This window comes from Cupriavidus pauculus, assembly GCF_003854935.1.
GTDB lineage: Bacteria > Pseudomonadota > Gammaproteobacteria > Burkholderiales > Burkholderiaceae > Cupriavidus > Cupriavidus pauculus_C.
Map to the genome: position 1 here is coordinate 3,382,080 of NZ_CP033969.1, position 15,840 is coordinate 3,397,919.

Below are 15,840 nucleotides of genomic sequence, written 5' to 3' on the forward strand. Positions count from 1 at the left end.
CGGATCAGCTTACCAGTCGTGCCAGACCGGCGTCACGTCCGACGGCAGCGGGGGCAGCGTGCCGATTTCCACGCGGCCTTCGCCGGGACCGTGGAAATCCGACCCGCGCGAGGCCAGCAGGCCGTAGTGGCGCGCCACGTCGGCATAGCGGCGGAACTGGTCGGGGGTATGGCTGCCGGTCACCACCTCGACGGCCCGGCCGCCGAGCTGCGTGAATTCGTCGAACAGCGCGTCGTGCTGCAGCGGCGTGTAGTTGTAGCGGCCCGGGTGGGCCATCACGGCGATGCCGCCGGCGCCGCGGATCCAGCCCACGGCCTCGGCCAGCGACGACCAGCGGTGCGGCACGAAACCCGGCCGGCCCTCGGACAGGTACTCGCTGAACACGTCGCCGATGGTCTTGCAACGGCCTTCGTCCACGAGCCAGCGCGCGAAGTGCGTGCGCGAGATCAGGTCCGGATTGCCGACGTAGCGCAGCGCGCCCTGGTAGGCGTCGGGGATGCCCACCTTCGCCAGCGCCTCGCCGATGTCCTGCGCGCGGCGGGCCCGGCCATCGCGCGTGCGTGCCAGGCCATCGATCAGGTCGGCGTTGAACGGGTCGATCTGCAGGCCGACGATGTGGACGGTCTGCCCCGCCCAGGTGACGGAAATCTCGACGCCGGGCACGTAGCGCATGCCCAGCGCCTCGGCGGCGGCGCGCGCCTCGGTCTGGCCACCCACCTCGTCGTGGTCGGTCAGGGCCCAGAACGCCACGCCTCCGGCATGCGCCCGCGCGGCCACCTCGGACGGGGGCAGCATCCCGTCGGACACGGTGGAATGGCAGTGCAGGTCGGCGTTGACGGCGTGGGCATTTTGCATGGGTGCCATTCTACTCCCGGCAGGGTTTTTTAGCCCTGCCGCCAGCGGTGGCGTGTCCGGATTGCGGCAACCCGCGCGGTATGATGGGGGCCTTGTTGCAACCGCCTCGACCGCCTGTTCCCCCCATGTCCTCCACGCCCAGCGCCCACGCCACCCCGACCCCGGAAACCATTCAGACCGACGTGCTGATCGTCGGCGCCGGCCCCGTGGGCCTGTTCGCGGCGTTCCAGGCCGGCGTGCTCGGGCTCAGGTGCGAGCTGATCGACGTGCTGGACCGCGCCGGCGGCCAGTGCACCGAGCTCTATCCCGAAAAGCCGATCTACGACATCCCGGCCGTGCCGGGCTGCCTGGCGCAGGAACTGGTGGACCGGCTGCTCGAACAATGCGCGCCGTTTGCCCAGCCCATGCATTTCGGACAGCGCGCGCAGTCGGTCAGCGACACCACGGGCGCCGACGGCCATCCGCGGCTGCTGGTGACAACCGACGGCGGCAAGCGGTTCGACGTGGCGGCGGTGCTGATCTGCGCCGGCGCCGGGGCCTTCGCGCCGCAGCGCGTGTCGCTGCCCGAGGCGGCGGCGCTGGAAGACCGCCACGTGCACTACGCCGTGCGCGACCTGTCGCGCTTTGCCGGCAAGCGCGTGATCGTGGCCGGCGGCGGCGATTCGGCACTGGACTGGGCGCTGGCCCTGCGCGGCGTGGCCGCGCGCGTCACGCTGCTGCACCGGCGCGAGGGCTTTCGCGCGGCGGACCACACCGTGGCCGCCATGCGCGCGGCCGTGGACGCCGGCGAGATGGATTTCGTCGTCGGCATGCTCGGCAGCCTGCAGACCGACGCGTCGGGCGCGCTGACCGAGGCCGGCATCAAGACCCGCGACGGCGACCACACGGTACCGGCCGACGAACTCGTGGCGCTCTACGGGCTGGTCTCCGAGCCCGGCCCCATCGCCCACTGGGACCTGGCCATGCGCGCTGGCCGCATCCAGATCGACGACACGACCACCTACGAAACGTCCCGCCGCGGCATCTTCGCGGCCGGCGACATCGCGGTCTATCCGAACAAGCAGAAACTGATTCTCTCCGGCTTCCACGAAGCCGCGCTGGCCCTGCGCAAGGCCTACCACTACGCCTTCCCAGACAAGGCGCTCGTGCACGTGCACACGAGCAACAACGCGGCGCTCAAGGAAAAGCTGACGCACGGTTGAGGGATTGGGTTCAGCCTCCCTCTCCCGCCGTGCGGGAAAGGGGAGCAAAGCTGGCGAAAATCGTACTTACGCCAGAAATTCCTCGATCAACCTCGCCACCACCGCTGGCTGGTCGTGGTGCAGCATGTGCCCGGCGTCGTCGACGAACACCTCGCGGAAGTCCGGGAAGGCGCGGAAGCGTTCCTTGAACTCCTCGATGCTCTGCTTGTGGGCGATATGGGCCAGCGTGGCCGAATCGCGCGCTTCCACGTGCAGCACGGGCGCGGTGACTCGGGCCCAGATCGCCATGATCTCGTCGATGCGGTACAGCGTGGGGTTGGTCATCTTGTGGGCTGCGTCGCCCAGGATCTCCCAGCGGCCCGCGTCGTTGCGGCGCGACCAGTGCGCGGCCAGGAACGCCGCGCGGTCGTCGGGCAGGCGCGGGTTGGTCTTCTGCAACCGCGCCGCCACGGCGGCCTCGCTCTCGTAGGTCTTCAGTTCCGGCGCCGTGCGCAGTTCGTCCAGCCAGCGTGCCAGCCGGCCCGGCGCCTGCTCGGGGCGGGTGCGCGTGAGGCCGAAGCCTTCCAGGTCCACCACGCGCCGCACCCGCTCGGGCCGCACGCCGGCGTAGATGCACACCACGTTGGCGCCCATGCTGTGGCCCACCAGGTCCACCTGCCCGTCGGGCTGATAGTGGTCCAGCAGCGCCTCCAGGTCGGCCACGTAGTCGGGGAACCAGTACGAGCCGGTGCCCGGGTAGCGCGTGGGGTAGTCGGTCTCGCCAAACCCGCGCCAGTCCATCGCAATCACGTGCCAGTCGCGCGTGAAGGCGTCGACCAGGAACTGGAACGACGCGGCCACGTCCATCCAGCCGTGCAGCATGAACAGCTTGGGCGCCCCGGGTTGGCCCCAGTGGCGGACGTGCGTGCGCAGGCCGCGCAGCGTGATAAATTCGGAACGCGAAGTTTCCGTGATGGTCATGGTGTCTACCCTCTGTGCCCGGGTCTTCTGATGCGCGCGCAGCCTTGGCCACGCGGCGGCCCGGATAAAAATAGAACGATCGTTCGCTCGCCGGATTATAGCCAAACGGCTACGAAAGGCGCGCCGGGCGATCGAGAACATTGGAGACAATCGCATGACCGCCCTGCCGGCCACGCGCCGTGACGACTATCACGCGCTGCATGACGCGTTCCACTGGAACGTGCCCGAGTTCTTCAACCTGGCCGAAGTCTGCTGCGGCCGCTGGGCGCGCGACCCGGCCACGGCCGACCGCATCGCCGTGTACACCGAGCACGACGACGGGCGCCGCGCGGCATACCCCTACGCCCATATCCAGGCCGAGGCCAACCGGCTGTCGCGCGCGCTGCGCGAGTTGGGCGTCCAGCGCGGCGACCGCGTGGCCATCGTCATGCCCCAGCGCATCGAAACCGTGATCGCCGGCATGGCCGTGTACCAGCTTGGCGCCATCGCCATGCCGCTGTCGATGCTGTTCGGCCCGGAGGCGCTGTCCTACCGGATCGACCACAGCGAGACGCGCGTGGCCATTGCCGACGAGACGTCGATCGACAACCTGCTGGCCGCCCGCCCCGACTGCCCGACGCTGCAGACCATCATCGGCGTGGGCGACGCCACCGGGCGCGGCGACCTGGACTGGGATGCGCTGCTGGCCGCGCAACTGCCCGCCTTCACCGCCGAGCAGACCAAGGCCGACGAAGCCGCGGTGCTGATCTACACCAGCGGCACCACCGGGCCGCCCAAGGGGGCGCTGATCCCGCACCGCGCGCTGATCGGCAACCTGACCGGCTTTGTCTGCTCGCAGAACTGGTATCCGCAGGACGACGACGTGTTCTGGAGCCCCGCCGACTGGGCCTGGACCGGCGGCCTGTGGGATGCGCTGATGCCGGCGCTCTACTTCGGCCGGCCCATCGTCGGCTACCAGGGCCGGTTTTCGGCCGAGCGCGCGTTCGAGCTGCTGGCGCGCTACGGCGTGACCAACACGTTCCTGTTTCCCACGGCGCTCAAGCAGATGATGAAGGCATGCCCGGCGCCTTCGGAAAAATATGATCTCAAGCTGCGCGCGATCATGAGCGCCGGCGAGGCCGTGGGCGAAACCGTGTTCTCGTGGTGCCGCGACGCGCTCGGCGTGATCGTCAACGAGATGTTCGGCCAGACCGAGATCAACTACATCGTGGGTAACTGCACCGCCCAGTACGACGACGACCGGCTCGGCTGGCCGGCGCGGCCGGGATCGATGGGGCGCCCCTACCCCGGCCACCGCGTGGCCGTGATCGACGAGGACGGCCGGCCCTGCCCGCCCGGCGAGGACGGCGAGGTGGCGGTCTGCGCCACCGACATCCACGGCCATCCGGACCCGGTCTTCTTCCTGGGCTACTGGAAGAACGAGGCCGCCACGGCCGGCAAGTATTCGGAATACGACGGGCTGCGCTGGTGCCGCACGGGCGACCTGGCGCGCATCGACGCCGACGGCTACCTCTGGTACCAGGGCCGCGCCGACGACGTGTTCAAGTCGTCGGGCTACCGCATCGGCCCCAGCGAGATCGAGAACTGCCTGCTCAAGCATCCGGCCGTATCGAACTGCGCCGTGGTGCCGTCGCCGGACCCGGAGCGCGGTGCCATCGTCAAGGCGTTCATTGTGCTGACGCCGGCCGTGGCGCGGTCGTTCGACAACGATGCGGCGCTGGTGGCCGAGCTGCAGCAGCACGTGCGCGGCCAGCTGGCGCCGTACGAGTACCCCAAGGCCATCGAGTTCATCGACCAGTTGCCGATGACCACCACCGGCAAGATCCAGCGCCGCGTGCTGCGGCTGTTGGAGCAGGAGCGCGCGCAGCAGGCGGCACAGCGCGCCGGCTAGCCGGCCGAGGCTTCGAGCCAGGCCAGTTCGGCGTCGTCGAACCCGGCGGCGCGCCGGGCGTCGAGATTGAACGGGCCGCGCAGCTTGGGCGCCTGGTACTGCTCGGCCAGCCGCGCGTAGGTGGCTACCGGCTCCAGCCCGCGCCCGGCGCAGAGCCAGCGGTACCAGCGGTTGCCGATGGCGACGTGGCCCACTTCGTCGCGCAGGATGATGTCGATGATCGCGGCCGCGGCGGCGTCGCCGGCCTCGGCCAGCTTGGCACGCACCGGCGGCGAGGCATCGAGCCCGCGGGCCTCCAGCGTGCGCGGCACCAGCGCCATGCGCGCGAGCACGTCGCCGGACGTCTTGTCGGTCATTTCCCAGAGGCTGTTGTGCGCCGGAAAGTCGCCATAGGTGGCGCCCAGCGTCTGCAGGTGGTCGGCCAGCAGCGTGAAGTGGTACGCCTCTTCGTCGGCCACGCGCAGCCAGTCGCGGTAGTAGTCGTGCGGCATGCCCGCGAAGCGCCAGACGGCGTCCAGCGCGAGGTTGATGGCGTTGAACTCGATGTGGCACAGCGCGTGGATCATGTTCGCGCGGCCCGCCGTGGTGTGGATGGACCGGCGGCGCTCGACGCGCATCGGCGGCACCAGCTCCGGGCGCGCCGGCCGGCCGGGCACGGCACCGGGCGCCGCCACGAGGACTTCATCGGGATCGACCATGGTGTCCTGGCCGGCCTGCAGCCGGGCGTACAGCGCCCGCGCGGCGGCGGCCTTGGCGCGGGCATCGGTCATGCACAGCACGTCCAGCGCCTGCCGGCGTGCGGAATGTGGCGCTTCAGCGATGTCGGCGGGTGCGATCACTGGCATAGGCGTAAAATTCGGGAAGCCGCCATTGTAGAGCTTCGCCGGCACCGGTCCGGCCCCCATCGGGCTCTTTTAATCGGGGCGGCCATCCCCAATTACGCACATTCAGCAGGAGACCCCATGGCGCTTTACCAGCTCGGCGATATCGCCCCGTCCATTCACGAGGATGCCTATGTGGCGGCCGAGGCCACCATCATCGGCAACGTGACGCTCAAGGCGCGTGCCAGTGCCTGGCCGGGCGTGGTGATCCGCGGCGACAACGAGCCGATCGTCGTGGGCGAGGACACCAACATCCAGGAAGGCTCTGTGCTGCACACCGATCCCGGCCGGCCGCTGACGCTGGGCGACAAGGTGTCCGTGGGCCACCAGGCCATGCTGCACGGCTGCACGGTGGGCGAGGGCTCGCTGATCGGCATCCAGGCCGTGGTGCTGAACGGCGCCGTGATCGGCAAGGAATGCCTGGTCGGCGCCGGCGCGGTGATCACCGAGAACAAGGTGTTCCCGGACCGGTCGCTGATCCTGGGCGCGCCCGCCAAGGTGGTGCGCGAACTGACCGACGACGACGTGGCCAACCTGTACCGCAACGCCGAGACGTATGCCCGGCGCCAGGCCGTCTACAAGACACAACTGAAGCGGATCGGCTGACCCCCGCCGACCGCCACTTTCAACCGACAGACCAGAACCGTGACCGCTTCCCAGAATCCCGATACGCTCCAGAAATTCCTGTTCGACGCCGCCCCCGTGCGTGGCGAACTGGTCCGCATGGAGGCCTCGTGGCAAGAGGTATTGAACCGCCACGCCTACCCGCTGCCCGTGCGGCGCGTGCTGGGCGAGATGATGGCGGCCGCGGCGCTGCTGTCGGCCAACCTGAAGTTCAACGGCGCGCTGGTCATGCAGTTGCACGGCGACGGCCCGGTGCGGATGCTGGTGGTGGAATGCCTGTCCGACCTGTCGCTGCGCGCCACGGCCAAGCTGGCCGAGGGCGCCGAGGTGCCCGACGACGCCACGCTCAAGCAGCTTGTGAACGTGCACGGCAAGGGCCGCTTCGCCATCACGCTGGACCCGCAGGACAAGCTGCCGGGCCAGCAGCCGTACCAGGGCATCGTGCCGCTGGCCGACGAGCACGGCCCGCTGGCGACGATGACCGAGGTGCTGGAGCACTACATGAAGGCGTCCGAACAGCTCGACACGCGCCTGTGGCTGGCGTCGAACGACCAGGTAGCGGCCGGCATGCTGCTGCAGAAGCTGCCCGCCTATGGCGGCACGGCCGGCGCGGGCATCGGCGAGACCGGCAGCGCGCTGACCGACGAAGGCCAGCCGCAGGACCTGGACACCTGGGACCGCGCCTGCCAGCTTGGCGCCACGCTCAAGGAAGACGAACTGCTGGCCGAATCGCCCGAAACGCTGCTGCGCCGCCTGTTCTGGGAGGAACTGCAGAACGCCGGCCTGCGCGTGTTCGAGCCGATGACGCCGCACTTCGCCTGCTCGTGCTCGCGCGACAAGGTGGCCGGCATGCTGCAGACGCTGGGCCAGGAAGAGATCGAAGGCATCATCGCCGAGCGCGGCGAGGTGGAAATCCACTGCGACTTCTGCGGCCAGCGCTATGCGTTCGACCCGGTGGACGCGGCACAACTGTTCACGTCGCCGGTGGCGACCGGTGCCGGCGACGGGGCGAAGCAGCAGCATTGACCTGGGCGGCGCCGTTTCCGCAATGCGGCAGACCGGCGCCCACCATCGGCCAGGCAGGCGCACCGTACGGAACCACACACCCGGTCCGCCGGGTCCAATGGCATGCTTGGCGATGGCAGGCCCGCTTTTCCGGCCGCCGAACGGAGTCCGACATGACTGCGATCTTTCCTTCCCTGCTGGCCGTGGCCGTCGGCGCGGCCGTGCTGGCCGGCTGCGCGGCGCCGGTGCCGCGCGATGTGAACGGCGTGCCCGCCACGGCGCGCCTGGCGCCGGGGTCCACCCCGCCCGCCCCGCTCAACGACGCCGAGCGCGAGCGGCTGGCCACGCTGAACCAGCAGATCCTGCGCGAGCAGGCCGCCGTGATGGCCAGCGAGCAGCAGGCCGCGGCATGGAGCCGCGCGGCGTACGCCTACCCGAACACGAGCATGAGTCTCTACTACGGTGGATGGGGCGGGGGCGGATGGGGGAGCGGCTGGGGCGCCGGCGTCGGATTCAGCACACCGGGCTACGGCGGCTACGGCTGGGGCGGCTACCCGTACGGCTGGTGGTAACCGGCGTACCGGTTTGATGGAGGAGGCGGGGACGGCAGCGGCCCGCCAGCCAGGTAGCTCTGGTGGCCCTGATGGCTAGTGGCCGCCGCGTCCGGCGACGGAATTCGCGGGCGGCGGCAGCGGCGGCGTGGCGCTGACCTTCGGCGCCGGGGCGACGAACTGGACGAATACCTCGTCGTCCTTGACCATGCCGAGTTCGTAGCGGGCTCGTTCCTCAATGGCGCCGGTGCCGTCCTGCAGGTCTTTCACTTCCCCTTCCAGCTTGGCGTTGCGCAGCTTCAGGCCCTGGTTGTGCGTGGCCTGCTCGGTCACCTGGCGGTTCAGGTCCCAGACGCGCAGCCAGCCGCCCTTGCCCAGCCAGAGCGGGTACTGAATGGCCAGCAACAGCACGAACAGCAGCAGGGAAATCAGGCGCATCGGAGCAAAAGCCGCTAGGGAAAGGGCGTGTCAGGGCGTGTCGGACGTTTCCGATGGGCACCAATGATCCATCAAGCGGCCGAAGATTGCAAAACAAAAGACGCTACAAAGCGCAACAACGGTGCGCCGGCCGTCCGCCATCGGCACAATCGCCACAGCTTCGATGAAAAAAACGCCGCGCCGGCAATCCGGCAGCGGCGTTTTTCATGCGTGCGGGCGGCCAGGCCACCCGCGCGCCGGGGCTTAGCGCAGGTTGTAGAACGCGCTCTTGCCCGGGTACGTGGCGATGTCGCCCAGGTCTTCCTCGATGCGGATCAGCTGGTTGTACTTGGCGATCCGGTCCGAGCGCGACAGCGAGCCGGTCTTGATCTGGCCAGCGTTGGTGCCCACGGCGATGTCGGCGATGGTGCTGTCCTCGGTCTCGCCCGAGCGGTGCGAGATCACGGCGGTGTAGCCGGCGCGCTTGGCCATCTCGATGGCGGCGAACGTCTCGGTCAGCGTGCCGATCTGGTTGATCTTGATCAGGATCGAGTTGCCGATGCCCTTCTCGATGCCTTCCTTCAGGATCTTGGTGTTGGTCACGAACAGGTCGTCACCCACCAGCTGCACACGCTTGCCGAGCTTGTCGGTCAGCGTCTTCCAGCCTTCCCAGTCGCCCTCGGCCATGCCGTCCTCGATCGACACGATCGGGAACTTGTCGCACAGGTTGGCCAGGTAGTCGGCAAACTGCGTCGACGACAGCTTCAGGCCCTCGCCTTCCAGCGCGTAGGCGTCCTCGGCCTCGTGGTAGAACTCGCTCGCGGCGCAGTCCAGCGCCAGCAGCACGTCCTCGCCTGCCTTGTAGCCGGCCTTCTCGATGGCCTGGACGATCGTGTTCAGGCATTCCTCGTTCGACGAGAAGTTCGGCGCGAAGCCGCCTTCGTCGCCCACGGCCGTGGACATGCCCTTGTCGGCCAGGATCTTCTTGAGCGCGTGGAACACCTCGGCGCCGCAACGCAGGGCTTCGCGGAAGCTGGTCTGCGACACGGGCATGATCATGAATTCCTGGATGTCCAGGCTGTTGTTGGCGTGCGCGCCGCCGTTGACGATGTTCATCATCGGCACCGGCATCTGCATGGCGCCCGAACCGCCGAAGTAGCGGTACAGCGGCAGGCCGGCCTCTTCGGCGGCGGCCTTGGCCACGGCCATCGACACGGCCAGCATGGCGTTGGCGCCCAGGCGGCCCTTGTTCTCGGTGCCGTCCAGCTCGATCAGCGTGCGGTCCAGGAACGCCTGCTCGGACGCGTCCAGGCCCATGATGGCTTCGGAGATTTCGGTGTTGATGTGCTCGACGGCCTTCAGCACGCCCTTGCCCAGGTAGCGCGACTTGTCGCCGTCACGCAGTTCGATGGCTTCACGCGAGCCCGTCGATGCGCCCGACGGCACGGCCGCGCGGCCCATCACGCCCGACTCCAGCAGCACGTCGCACTCGACCGTGGGATTGCCGCGCGAGTCCAGCACCTCGCGACCGATGATATCTACGATTGCACTCATATTTCCTCTCAGGACTGTTGAATCTTCGTGAATCTTCTACGTGCAAGATGACGGGTGGAAGTCTCAGGCGCCTTCCACGACGATCATGTTCATCTTTGCCGCGTGCTCGCGGGAGCGGCGCGCCGCCAGGTATTCCTCGCTGTCGTAGAAAGCCTTGGCGGCCTCGTAGCTCTGGAACTTCAGCACGACCACGCGCGTCGGCGCCCAATCCCCCTCCAGCGGCTCGGTCCGGCCGCCGCGCACCAGCACCTCCGCGCCGTGCGCCTGCATGGCGCGCGTGGAAAGCACCTTGTATTGCTCGTACTGCTGGGGGTCGGTCACGTCGACGTACGCGATGATAAGGCCGGCGGCCATACGCTATCTCCGAATCTTTTGTATTGTCTTTCGATACCGGCGCGTCGCCGGAAGCGACACCGCCCGCGGCGGGCGCGGGCGGCGGGTACTGCAGGCTGGGTCAGGCGCAGGCCGGCCAGCCGAAGTTGTCTTCCAGGAAGCCGGCGCGCTTGACCAGGGTGTCCAGGTCCTTCAGCACGGCCAGCAGTTCCTTCATCCGCGACAGCGGCACCGCGTTCGGGCCGTCCGACATCGCCTTGCTCGGGTCCGGATGGGTCTCCATGAACAGGCCCGCCACGCCGGTGGCCACGGCCGCCCGCGACAACACCGGCACGAACTCCCGCTGGCCGCCCGAACTGGTGCCCTGGCCGCCCGGCAACTGCACCGAGTGGGTCGCGTCGAACACCACCGGGGCGCCGGTCTCGCGCATGATCGCCAGCGAGCGCATGTCCGAGACCAGGTTGTTGTAGCCGAACGAGACCCCGCGCTCGCACGCCATGAACACGTCGTCGGCCAGGCCGGCTTCGCGCGCGGCGTCGCGGGCCTTGTCGATCACGTTCTTCATGTCGTGGGGCGCCAGGAACTGGCCCTTCTTGATGTTCACCGGCCGGCCGCTCTGCGCGCAGGCGCGGATGAAATCGGTCTGGCGGCACAGGAAGGCCGGCGTCTGCAGCACGTCCACCACGGCCGCGACGGGCTTGATCTCGTCGATCTCGTGGATGTCCGTCAGCACCGGCACGCCAATCTCGCGCTTGACCGTGGCCAGGATCTCCAGGCCCTTCTCCATGCCCAGGCCGCGGAACGACTTGCCCGACGACCGGTTGGCCTTGTCGAACGACGACTTGTAGATGAACGGGATGCCCAGTTCGGCCGTGATGGCCTTCAACTGGCCGGCCGTGTCGAGTGCCATCTGCTCGGACTCGATGACACAGGGGCCGGCGATCAGGAAGAACGGCTTGTCGAGGCCGACATCGAATCCGCACAGTTTCATGGCTTCTCTCTCCTTCGTCGCGCGGCGTCAGGCGCCCTTGCGTTGCTGCGCGGCCAGCGCGGCTTCCACGTACGCCTTGAACAGCGGATGGCCGTCGCGCGGCGTCGAGGTGAATTCCGGGTGGAACTGGACGCCGACGAACCACGGGTGCATCGACGCCGGCAACTCCATCATTTCCGGCAGGTTCTCGGTGGGGGTACGCGCCGAGATCACCATGCCGGCCGCTTCCAGCTGCGGCACGTAGTGGTTGTTGACCTCGTAGCGGTGGCGGTGGCGCTCGTTGACCTCCGCGCCGTAGATCTGCGCGGCCTTGGTGCCGGCCTGCACCGGCACGCGCTGGGCGCCCAGGCGCATCGTGCCGCCCAGGTCGGACTCGGCCGAACGCTGCTCGACCTTGCCTTCGCGGTCCACCCACTCGGTGATCAGCGCCACCACGGGGTGCTCGGTCTCCAGGTTGAACTCGGTCGAGTTGGCGTCGGCCATGCTCGCCACGTGGCGAGCAAACTCGATCACGGCCAGTTGCATGCCCAGGCAGATGCCCAGGTAAGGCACCTTGTTCTCGCGGGCGTACTGGATTGCGCGGATCTTGCCTTCCGTGCCGCGCTTGCCGAAGCCGCCCGGCACCAGGATGGCGTCCAGCGGCTGCAGCACTTCCAGGTGGCCCGATTCCAGTTCCTCGGAATCGATGTATTCGATATTGACGCGCGTGGCCGTGTGCATGCCCGCGTGGCGCAGGGCCTCGATCAGCGACTTGTACGACTCGGTCAGGTCGACGTACTTGCCGACCATGCCGATCTTGATCTCGTGCTCGGGGTTTTCCTGCGCGTTGACCAGCTTCTGCCACATCGACAGGTCGGCCGGCTTCGGGTCCAGGCGCAGTTCCTCGCAGATCAGGCGGTCCAGCCCCTGCTCGTTGAGCATCTGCGGGATCTTGTAGATGCTGTCGGCATCCCACACCGAGATCACGGCGTCCTGCGGAATGTTGGCGAACAGCGAGATCTTGGCGCGCTCGTCGTCGGGGATCGGGCGGTCGGCGCGGCACAGCAGCGCCGTGGGCGAGATACCGATCTCGCGCAGCTTCTGCACCGAGTGCTGGGTCGGCTTGGTCTTCAGCTCGCCCGCGCTGGCGATGAACGGCACCAGCGTCAGGTGCACGAACGCGCAGTGGTTGCGGCCCAGGCGCAGGCTCATCTGGCGCGCGGCCTCCAGGAACGGCAGCGACTCGATGTCACCGACCGTGCCGCCGATTTCCACCAGCGCCACGTCGGCCTTGCCGTCGTGCGAAGCGGCCGCGCCGCGTTCCACGAACGCCTGGATCTCGTTGGTGATGTGGGGAATGACCTGCACGGTCTTGCCCAGGTATTCGCCGCGGCGCTCCTTGCGGATCACCGACTCGTAGATCTGGCCCGTCGTGAAGTTGTTCGACTTGCGCATCTTGGCCGACACGAAGCGTTCGTAGTGGCCAAGGTCCAGGTCGGTTTCAGCGCCATCCTCGGTCACGAACACCTCGCCATGCTGGAAGGGGCTCATCGTGCCGGGGTCGACGTTGATGTAGGGATCGAGCTTGAGGAGGGTGACTTTGAGGCCGCGCGACTCGAGAATGGCCGCGAGCGAAGCAGCAGCGATGCCCTTGCCGAGAGAAGAGACGACGCCACCGGTGACGAAGACGAATTTGGTCATAAACCGAGCTTGCCGGGGAAATCGGGATTATACATGAGAGCCCGAGCGCCGCCGACCCGGAATTTGTGACAACGGGGTGTCCCGGGGCCCTGCCCGGCCGCCTGCGGCGCATGCGCCGCCCGGCAGCGGCGCGCCGCCGTCAACGCCCGGCCTGCCCCTCGGCCTGGCGCATTCCGCCGATCAGGTCGCGCACCACGCCGGCCGTCTCCAGCGGGCGTTCCATCGGATAAAGATGGCCGCCCTCGACAAAGCGCAGGCGCTCGCCGACGAGCCTGCGCGTGGCGCCCAGCCCCACCTGCCGCACCTCGCGCGAGCGCGTGCCGGCGACAAAGCCCACCGGCACCGGCACGCCTTGCGCCACGCGGCGGCCCAGGCTGGTCGGCAGCGTGCGGTAGATCCGGTATTCGACGTCGCGGTCGAAGCGCAGGCGCCGTTCGGCGGCGCGGCCGGTGGGCTCGGTGCCGTGTTCGGCATAGTCGCGCAGCACGTCGGGGTCCCAGACCTGGAAGTTGCGCTTGGCCTGGAAGTGAGTCCAGACCGATTCGGCATCGGGCCAGTGGGTGCGGCGCTTTTTCGTCACCGCCGCCGGGCTGGGTTTCTCGTCCAGCCCCAGCACCTGCGACGCCCGCAGCAGCGACGCCCGCCAGCCGGCGATGATCGGCGAATCGAGCATGACCACGCCGCGCACGTGCCGGGAATCGCGCAGTGCCGCCATCAGCGACAGAAAGCCGCCCAGCGAATGGCCGACCAGCCAGACCTTGCGCGGATCGTCGCCGCCGCGCCGGGCCTGCGCCATCTCGCGCAGCAGTTCCTCGACGAGGTTCGGCCATTCGCGCGTGACCGGCAGGCGCGGGTCGTGGCCGTAGCGCTCGACCGCGCGGATCTCGAATTCGTCTTCGAGCGCGCCGAACAGCTTGCGGTAGGTCGGCACGGGGAAGCCGTTGGCATGGGAGAACAGCAGGAGGTCGCGCATGGGGGCGATGGCGTCGGGAAGATAAGGATCGCCGCAGAGTGTAATGCCGCGCCCGCGCCGTTCGGGGCCCCCGACCCGTCCGGCGCGTAGGGGAATCCTTCTACCCGCCGGGCGTCGGCCGCCGGCCGCCCTACCGCTCGCGGCGCGCGCGCACCGGCTGGCCCCAGCGGTCCACGTCGTCGCGGGCCAGCGGAAATTCGGCCGGCTGGGTGGCGTCCCACTCGGGGTTGCTGATTTCGCCAAAGACCTGCCGCAGGCGATGGCCCCAGGTGTCGCGGATCATCCGGAAGTAGGCGTTCTTCTCGTCGATGTTGACAAAGCGCGTCACGCGCAGCGAATCGGTCTCGTAGACCAGCAGGTCCAGCGGCAGGCCCACCGAGATATTCGACTTCAGCGTCGAATCCATGGAGATCAGCGCGCACTTGGCGCCTTCGCCCAGCGGCAGCGACGGCGACACCACGCGGTCGACGATCGGCTTGCCGTACTTGGCCTCGCCAATCTGGAAATAGCAGGTCTCGGGCGTGGCCTCGACGAAGTTGCCCGCCGCGTAGATGTTGAACAGCCGGTGGCGCTCGCCACGGATCTGGCCGCCAAAGATCATGCTGACGTTGAAGTCGATGCCGGCCTCGCGCAGCGCGTGGGCGTCGCGCTTGTGCACGGCGCGCACGGCGTCGCCGACGATGGAGGCGGCCTCGAACATGTCGCGGGCCGTCCAGAGCGACCGCTTCTCGTCGCGCGCCTCGGCCAGCAACTGGCGCACCGACTGGCTGATGGCCAGGTTGCCGGCCGTCATCAGCACCATCACGCGGTCGCCCGGTTCCTCGAAGACGGTCATCTTGCGGGCCGTGGAAATGGCGTCCACGCCGGCGTTGGTGCGGGAATCGGACAGGAATACCAGGCCGGCATCGAGCCGCATGGCTACGCAATACGTCATGAGTATCAATGGTTGGCGACGGCAAGCTTGCATTCTAGCCGGTCGCGGAAATGGGGAAGCCCTGGGGGTCAAGCGTTTGAACGGCGCGCGGACATTCTGCCCGGCGCCCGCCCCCCGGAGCGGGCGGAACAACCGTCAGGAAACGGGCGTGATCGAGATATCGACTTCCAGCGTCTCGCCGGCGCCGCCTTCCAGGATGCCCCGGATCGGTGCGGCCGACGCGTAGTCGCGCCCCACGGCAAGCCGCACATGGCGCGCGTCCGTCACACAACGGTGCGTGACGTCGATGCTGCACCACAGGCCCTGCGCCGCGTCCAGGCAGACGTCGGCCCAGGCGTGGCTGGCCAGCGCCGTGGCGGCCGGGTCGTAGAAGTAACCGCTGACATAGCGCGCCGGGATGCCGAGCGCCCGGCAGGCCGCCACCATCACCTGGGCCTGGTCCTGGCAGACGCCGCTGCCTTCGCGGAACGCCTCGGCGGCCGACGTGCCGACGTGGGTCGTATTGGCCTGGTAGCGCACGCGGTCGGCAATGCCGCCGGCCAGCGCCACCAGCGCCGGGGCGTCGTGGCCGGCCGCCAGGTACGGCGCGGCGAACGCGCGCATGTCGGCCGGGGCCTCGGTCAGTGGCGTGCCGGCCATGAAGTAGAGCGGCGACACGCGCGACTCGCCAGGCACAGGCACATCAACGAATGCGCGGTGGTCGCCACCCTCGCCGGCCGTCACCTCCACCTCGCCCGACGCCGCGATGGCGATCGTATGGGCCGGGCCCGTCATCGTGAAGTTGTGGACGATGTTGCCAAAGCCGTCGCGCGCCTCGGACAGGTTGCCCGGCGCCGAAAGCTGCCACGTCTCGACCGACTGCAGCGGCCCCGAACGCGGCGCCAGCCGCAGCTCATGCACGCTGCGGCGGACCGCTTCGGTGTATCGGTAGACGGTGTTGTGGTGGATCTTGTATTTCACGTTGCGTATCGCGCACATGGCATGCCTTG

16 protein-coding genes are annotated in these 15,840 nt (G+C 68.6%); 5 read left to right on the forward strand and 11 right to left on the reverse strand.

Annotated features, from left to right (window positions below; genetic code table 11):
* Nucleotides 1-9: 9 nt before the first annotated feature.
* Nucleotides 10-855, reverse strand: a complete 846-nt coding sequence (locus EHF44_RS17070; RefSeq protein ID WP_124684745.1) for a 3',5'-nucleoside bisphosphate phosphatase — start codon at nt 853-855, stop codon at nt 10-12.
* A gap of 125 nt (nt 856-980) precedes the next feature.
* On the opposite strand from EHF44_RS17070, the gene EHF44_RS17075 reads away from it, so the two are divergent.
* The gene (locus EHF44_RS17075) at nt 981-2,057 is read left to right on the forward strand and encodes an NAD(P)/FAD-dependent oxidoreductase (protein ID WP_124684746.1); all 1,077 of its coding nucleotides are present in this window, start codon (nt 981-983) and stop codon (nt 2,055-2,057) included.
* 66 nt (nt 2,058-2,123) lie between these two features.
* Here the strand turns inward: EHF44_RS17075 and EHF44_RS17080 are convergent, their stop codons facing one another.
* Nucleotides 2,124-3,017, reverse strand: coding sequence for an alpha/beta fold hydrolase (locus tag EHF44_RS17080; protein ID WP_124684747.1), 894 nt, complete (start codon nt 3,015-3,017; stop codon nt 2,124-2,126).
* A gap of 154 nt (nt 3,018-3,171) precedes the next feature.
* On the opposite strand from EHF44_RS17080, the gene EHF44_RS17085 reads away from it, so the two are divergent.
* On the forward strand, nt 3,172-4,908 hold the full coding sequence (locus tag EHF44_RS17085) for an acyl-CoA synthetase (protein ID WP_124684748.1): 1,737 nt from the start codon (nt 3,172-3,174) through the stop codon (nt 4,906-4,908).
* On the opposite strand, the gene EHF44_RS17090 is transcribed toward EHF44_RS17085, so the two are convergent.
* Nucleotides 4,905-5,753: a ferritin-like domain-containing protein gene (locus tag EHF44_RS17090; protein ID WP_124684749.1), complete on the reverse strand. Its 849-nt coding sequence runs from the start codon at nt 5,751-5,753 to the stop codon at nt 4,905-4,907. The genes EHF44_RS17085 and EHF44_RS17090 overlap by 4 nt on opposite strands.
* A 117-nt stretch (nt 5,754-5,870) precedes the next feature.
* Here EHF44_RS17090 and EHF44_RS17095 point away from each other — a divergent pair, with 117 nt between their 5' ends.
* The 3 genes from EHF44_RS17095 (at nt 5,871) to EHF44_RS17105 (ending at nt 7,990) form a co-directional block, all read left to right on the forward strand.
* Nucleotides 5,871-6,395 carry a gamma carbonic anhydrase family protein gene (locus tag EHF44_RS17095; RefSeq protein WP_124684750.1) on the forward strand — a complete coding sequence of 175 codons (525 nt, stop codon included), beginning with the start codon at nt 5,871-5,873 and terminating at the stop codon, nt 6,393-6,395.
* 39 nt (nt 6,396-6,434) lie between these two features.
* Complete coding sequence (locus EHF44_RS17100; protein WP_124684751.1) at nt 6,435-7,439, forward strand: Hsp33 family molecular chaperone HslO; 1,005 nt, start codon at nt 6,435-6,437, stop codon at nt 7,437-7,439.
* Between the two features lie 152 nt (nt 7,440-7,591).
* Entirely contained in the window at nt 7,592-7,990 is a 399-nt protein-coding gene (locus EHF44_RS17105) for a hypothetical protein (protein WP_124684752.1), read from the forward strand.
* A 75-nt stretch (nt 7,991-8,065) separates the two neighbouring features.
* Here the strand turns inward: EHF44_RS17105 and ftsB are convergent, their stop codons facing one another.
* The 8 genes from ftsB to EHF44_RS17145 form a co-directional block, all read right to left on the reverse strand.
* A complete protein-coding gene (gene ftsB, locus EHF44_RS17110) occupies nt 8,066-8,407 on the reverse strand; it encodes a cell division protein FtsB (RefSeq protein WP_124684753.1) in 342 nt (113 codons plus the stop codon).
* Between the two features lie 243 nt (nt 8,408-8,650).
* On the reverse strand, nt 8,651-9,940 hold the full coding sequence (eno, locus tag EHF44_RS17115) for a phosphopyruvate hydratase (RefSeq protein WP_124684754.1): 1,290 nt from the start codon (nt 9,938-9,940) through the stop codon (nt 8,651-8,653).
* Between the two features lie 63 nt (nt 9,941-10,003).
* Nucleotides 10,004-10,294 carry a DUF1330 domain-containing protein gene (locus EHF44_RS17120; protein WP_124684755.1) on the reverse strand — a complete coding sequence of 97 codons (291 nt, stop codon included), beginning with the start codon at nt 10,292-10,294 and terminating at the stop codon, nt 10,004-10,006.
* A 100-nt stretch (nt 10,295-10,394) separates the two neighbouring features.
* Entirely contained in the window at nt 10,395-11,264 is an 870-nt protein-coding gene (gene kdsA, locus EHF44_RS17125; RefSeq protein ID WP_124684756.1) for a 3-deoxy-8-phosphooctulonate synthase, read from the reverse strand.
* A gap of 27 nt (nt 11,265-11,291) precedes the next feature.
* Nucleotides 11,292-12,944, reverse strand: a complete 1,653-nt coding sequence (locus EHF44_RS17130; protein WP_124684757.1) for a CTP synthase — start codon at nt 12,942-12,944, stop codon at nt 11,292-11,294.
* Between the two features lie 139 nt (nt 12,945-13,083).
* Nucleotides 13,084-13,917 (reverse strand): alpha/beta fold hydrolase, encoded by an 834-nt coding sequence (locus EHF44_RS17135; protein WP_124684758.1) that lies wholly within the window; start codon nt 13,915-13,917, stop codon nt 13,084-13,086.
* 130 nt (nt 13,918-14,047) lie between these two features.
* Complete coding sequence (locus EHF44_RS17140; protein ID WP_124684759.1) at nt 14,048-14,851, reverse strand: peptidase; 804 nt, start codon at nt 14,849-14,851, stop codon at nt 14,048-14,050.
* A gap of 135 nt (nt 14,852-14,986) precedes the next feature.
* A complete protein-coding gene (locus EHF44_RS17145; protein ID WP_216643969.1) occupies nt 14,987-15,811 on the reverse strand; it encodes a transglutaminase family protein in 825 nt (274 codons plus the stop codon).
* Nucleotides 15,812-15,840: the final 29 nt, after the last annotated feature.

What these genes read in the sequence shown, in the direction of transcription:
- EHF44_RS17130 (WP_124684757.1), bottom strand. Translation starts at nt 12,944, where the DNA reads ATGACCAAATTCGTCTTCGTCACCGGTGGCGTCGTCTCTTCTCTCGGC.
- EHF44_RS17090 (WP_124684749.1), bottom strand. Translation starts at nt 5,753, where the DNA reads ATGCCAGTGATCGCACCCGCCGACATCGCTGAAGCGCCACATTCCGCA.
- EHF44_RS17105 (WP_124684752.1), top strand. Translation starts at nt 7,592, where the DNA reads ATGACTGCGATCTTTCCTTCCCTGCTGGCCGTGGCCGTCGGCGCGGCC.
- EHF44_RS17080 (WP_124684747.1), bottom strand. Translation starts at nt 3,017, where the DNA reads ATGACCATCACGGAAACTTCGCGTTCCGAATTTATCACGCTGCGCGGC.
- eno (WP_124684754.1), bottom strand. Translation starts at nt 9,940, where the DNA reads ATGAGTGCAATCGTAGATATCATCGGTCGCGAGGTGCTGGACTCGCGC.
- EHF44_RS17135 (WP_124684758.1), bottom strand. Translation starts at nt 13,917, where the DNA reads ATGCGCGACCTCCTGCTGTTCTCCCATGCCAACGGCTTCCCCGTGCCG.
- EHF44_RS17140 (WP_124684759.1), bottom strand. Translation starts at nt 14,851, where the DNA reads ATGACGTATTGCGTAGCCATGCGGCTCGATGCCGGCCTGGTATTCCTG.
- EHF44_RS17095 (WP_124684750.1), top strand. Translation starts at nt 5,871, where the DNA reads ATGGCGCTTTACCAGCTCGGCGATATCGCCCCGTCCATTCACGAGGAT.
- EHF44_RS17070 (WP_124684745.1), bottom strand. Translation starts at nt 855, where the DNA reads ATGCAAAATGCCCACGCCGTCAACGCCGACCTGCACTGCCATTCCACC.
- kdsA (WP_124684756.1), bottom strand. Translation starts at nt 11,264, where the DNA reads ATGAAACTGTGCGGATTCGATGTCGGCCTCGACAAGCCGTTCTTCCTG.
- EHF44_RS17075 (WP_124684746.1), top strand. Translation starts at nt 981, where the DNA reads ATGTCCTCCACGCCCAGCGCCCACGCCACCCCGACCCCGGAAACCATT.
- ftsB (WP_124684753.1), bottom strand. Translation starts at nt 8,407, where the DNA reads ATGCGCCTGATTTCCCTGCTGCTGTTCGTGCTGTTGCTGGCCATTCAG.
- EHF44_RS17085 (WP_124684748.1), top strand. Translation starts at nt 3,172, where the DNA reads ATGACCGCCCTGCCGGCCACGCGCCGTGACGACTATCACGCGCTGCAT.
- EHF44_RS17120 (WP_124684755.1), bottom strand. Translation starts at nt 10,294, where the DNA reads ATGGCCGCCGGCCTTATCATCGCGTACGTCGACGTGACCGACCCCCAG.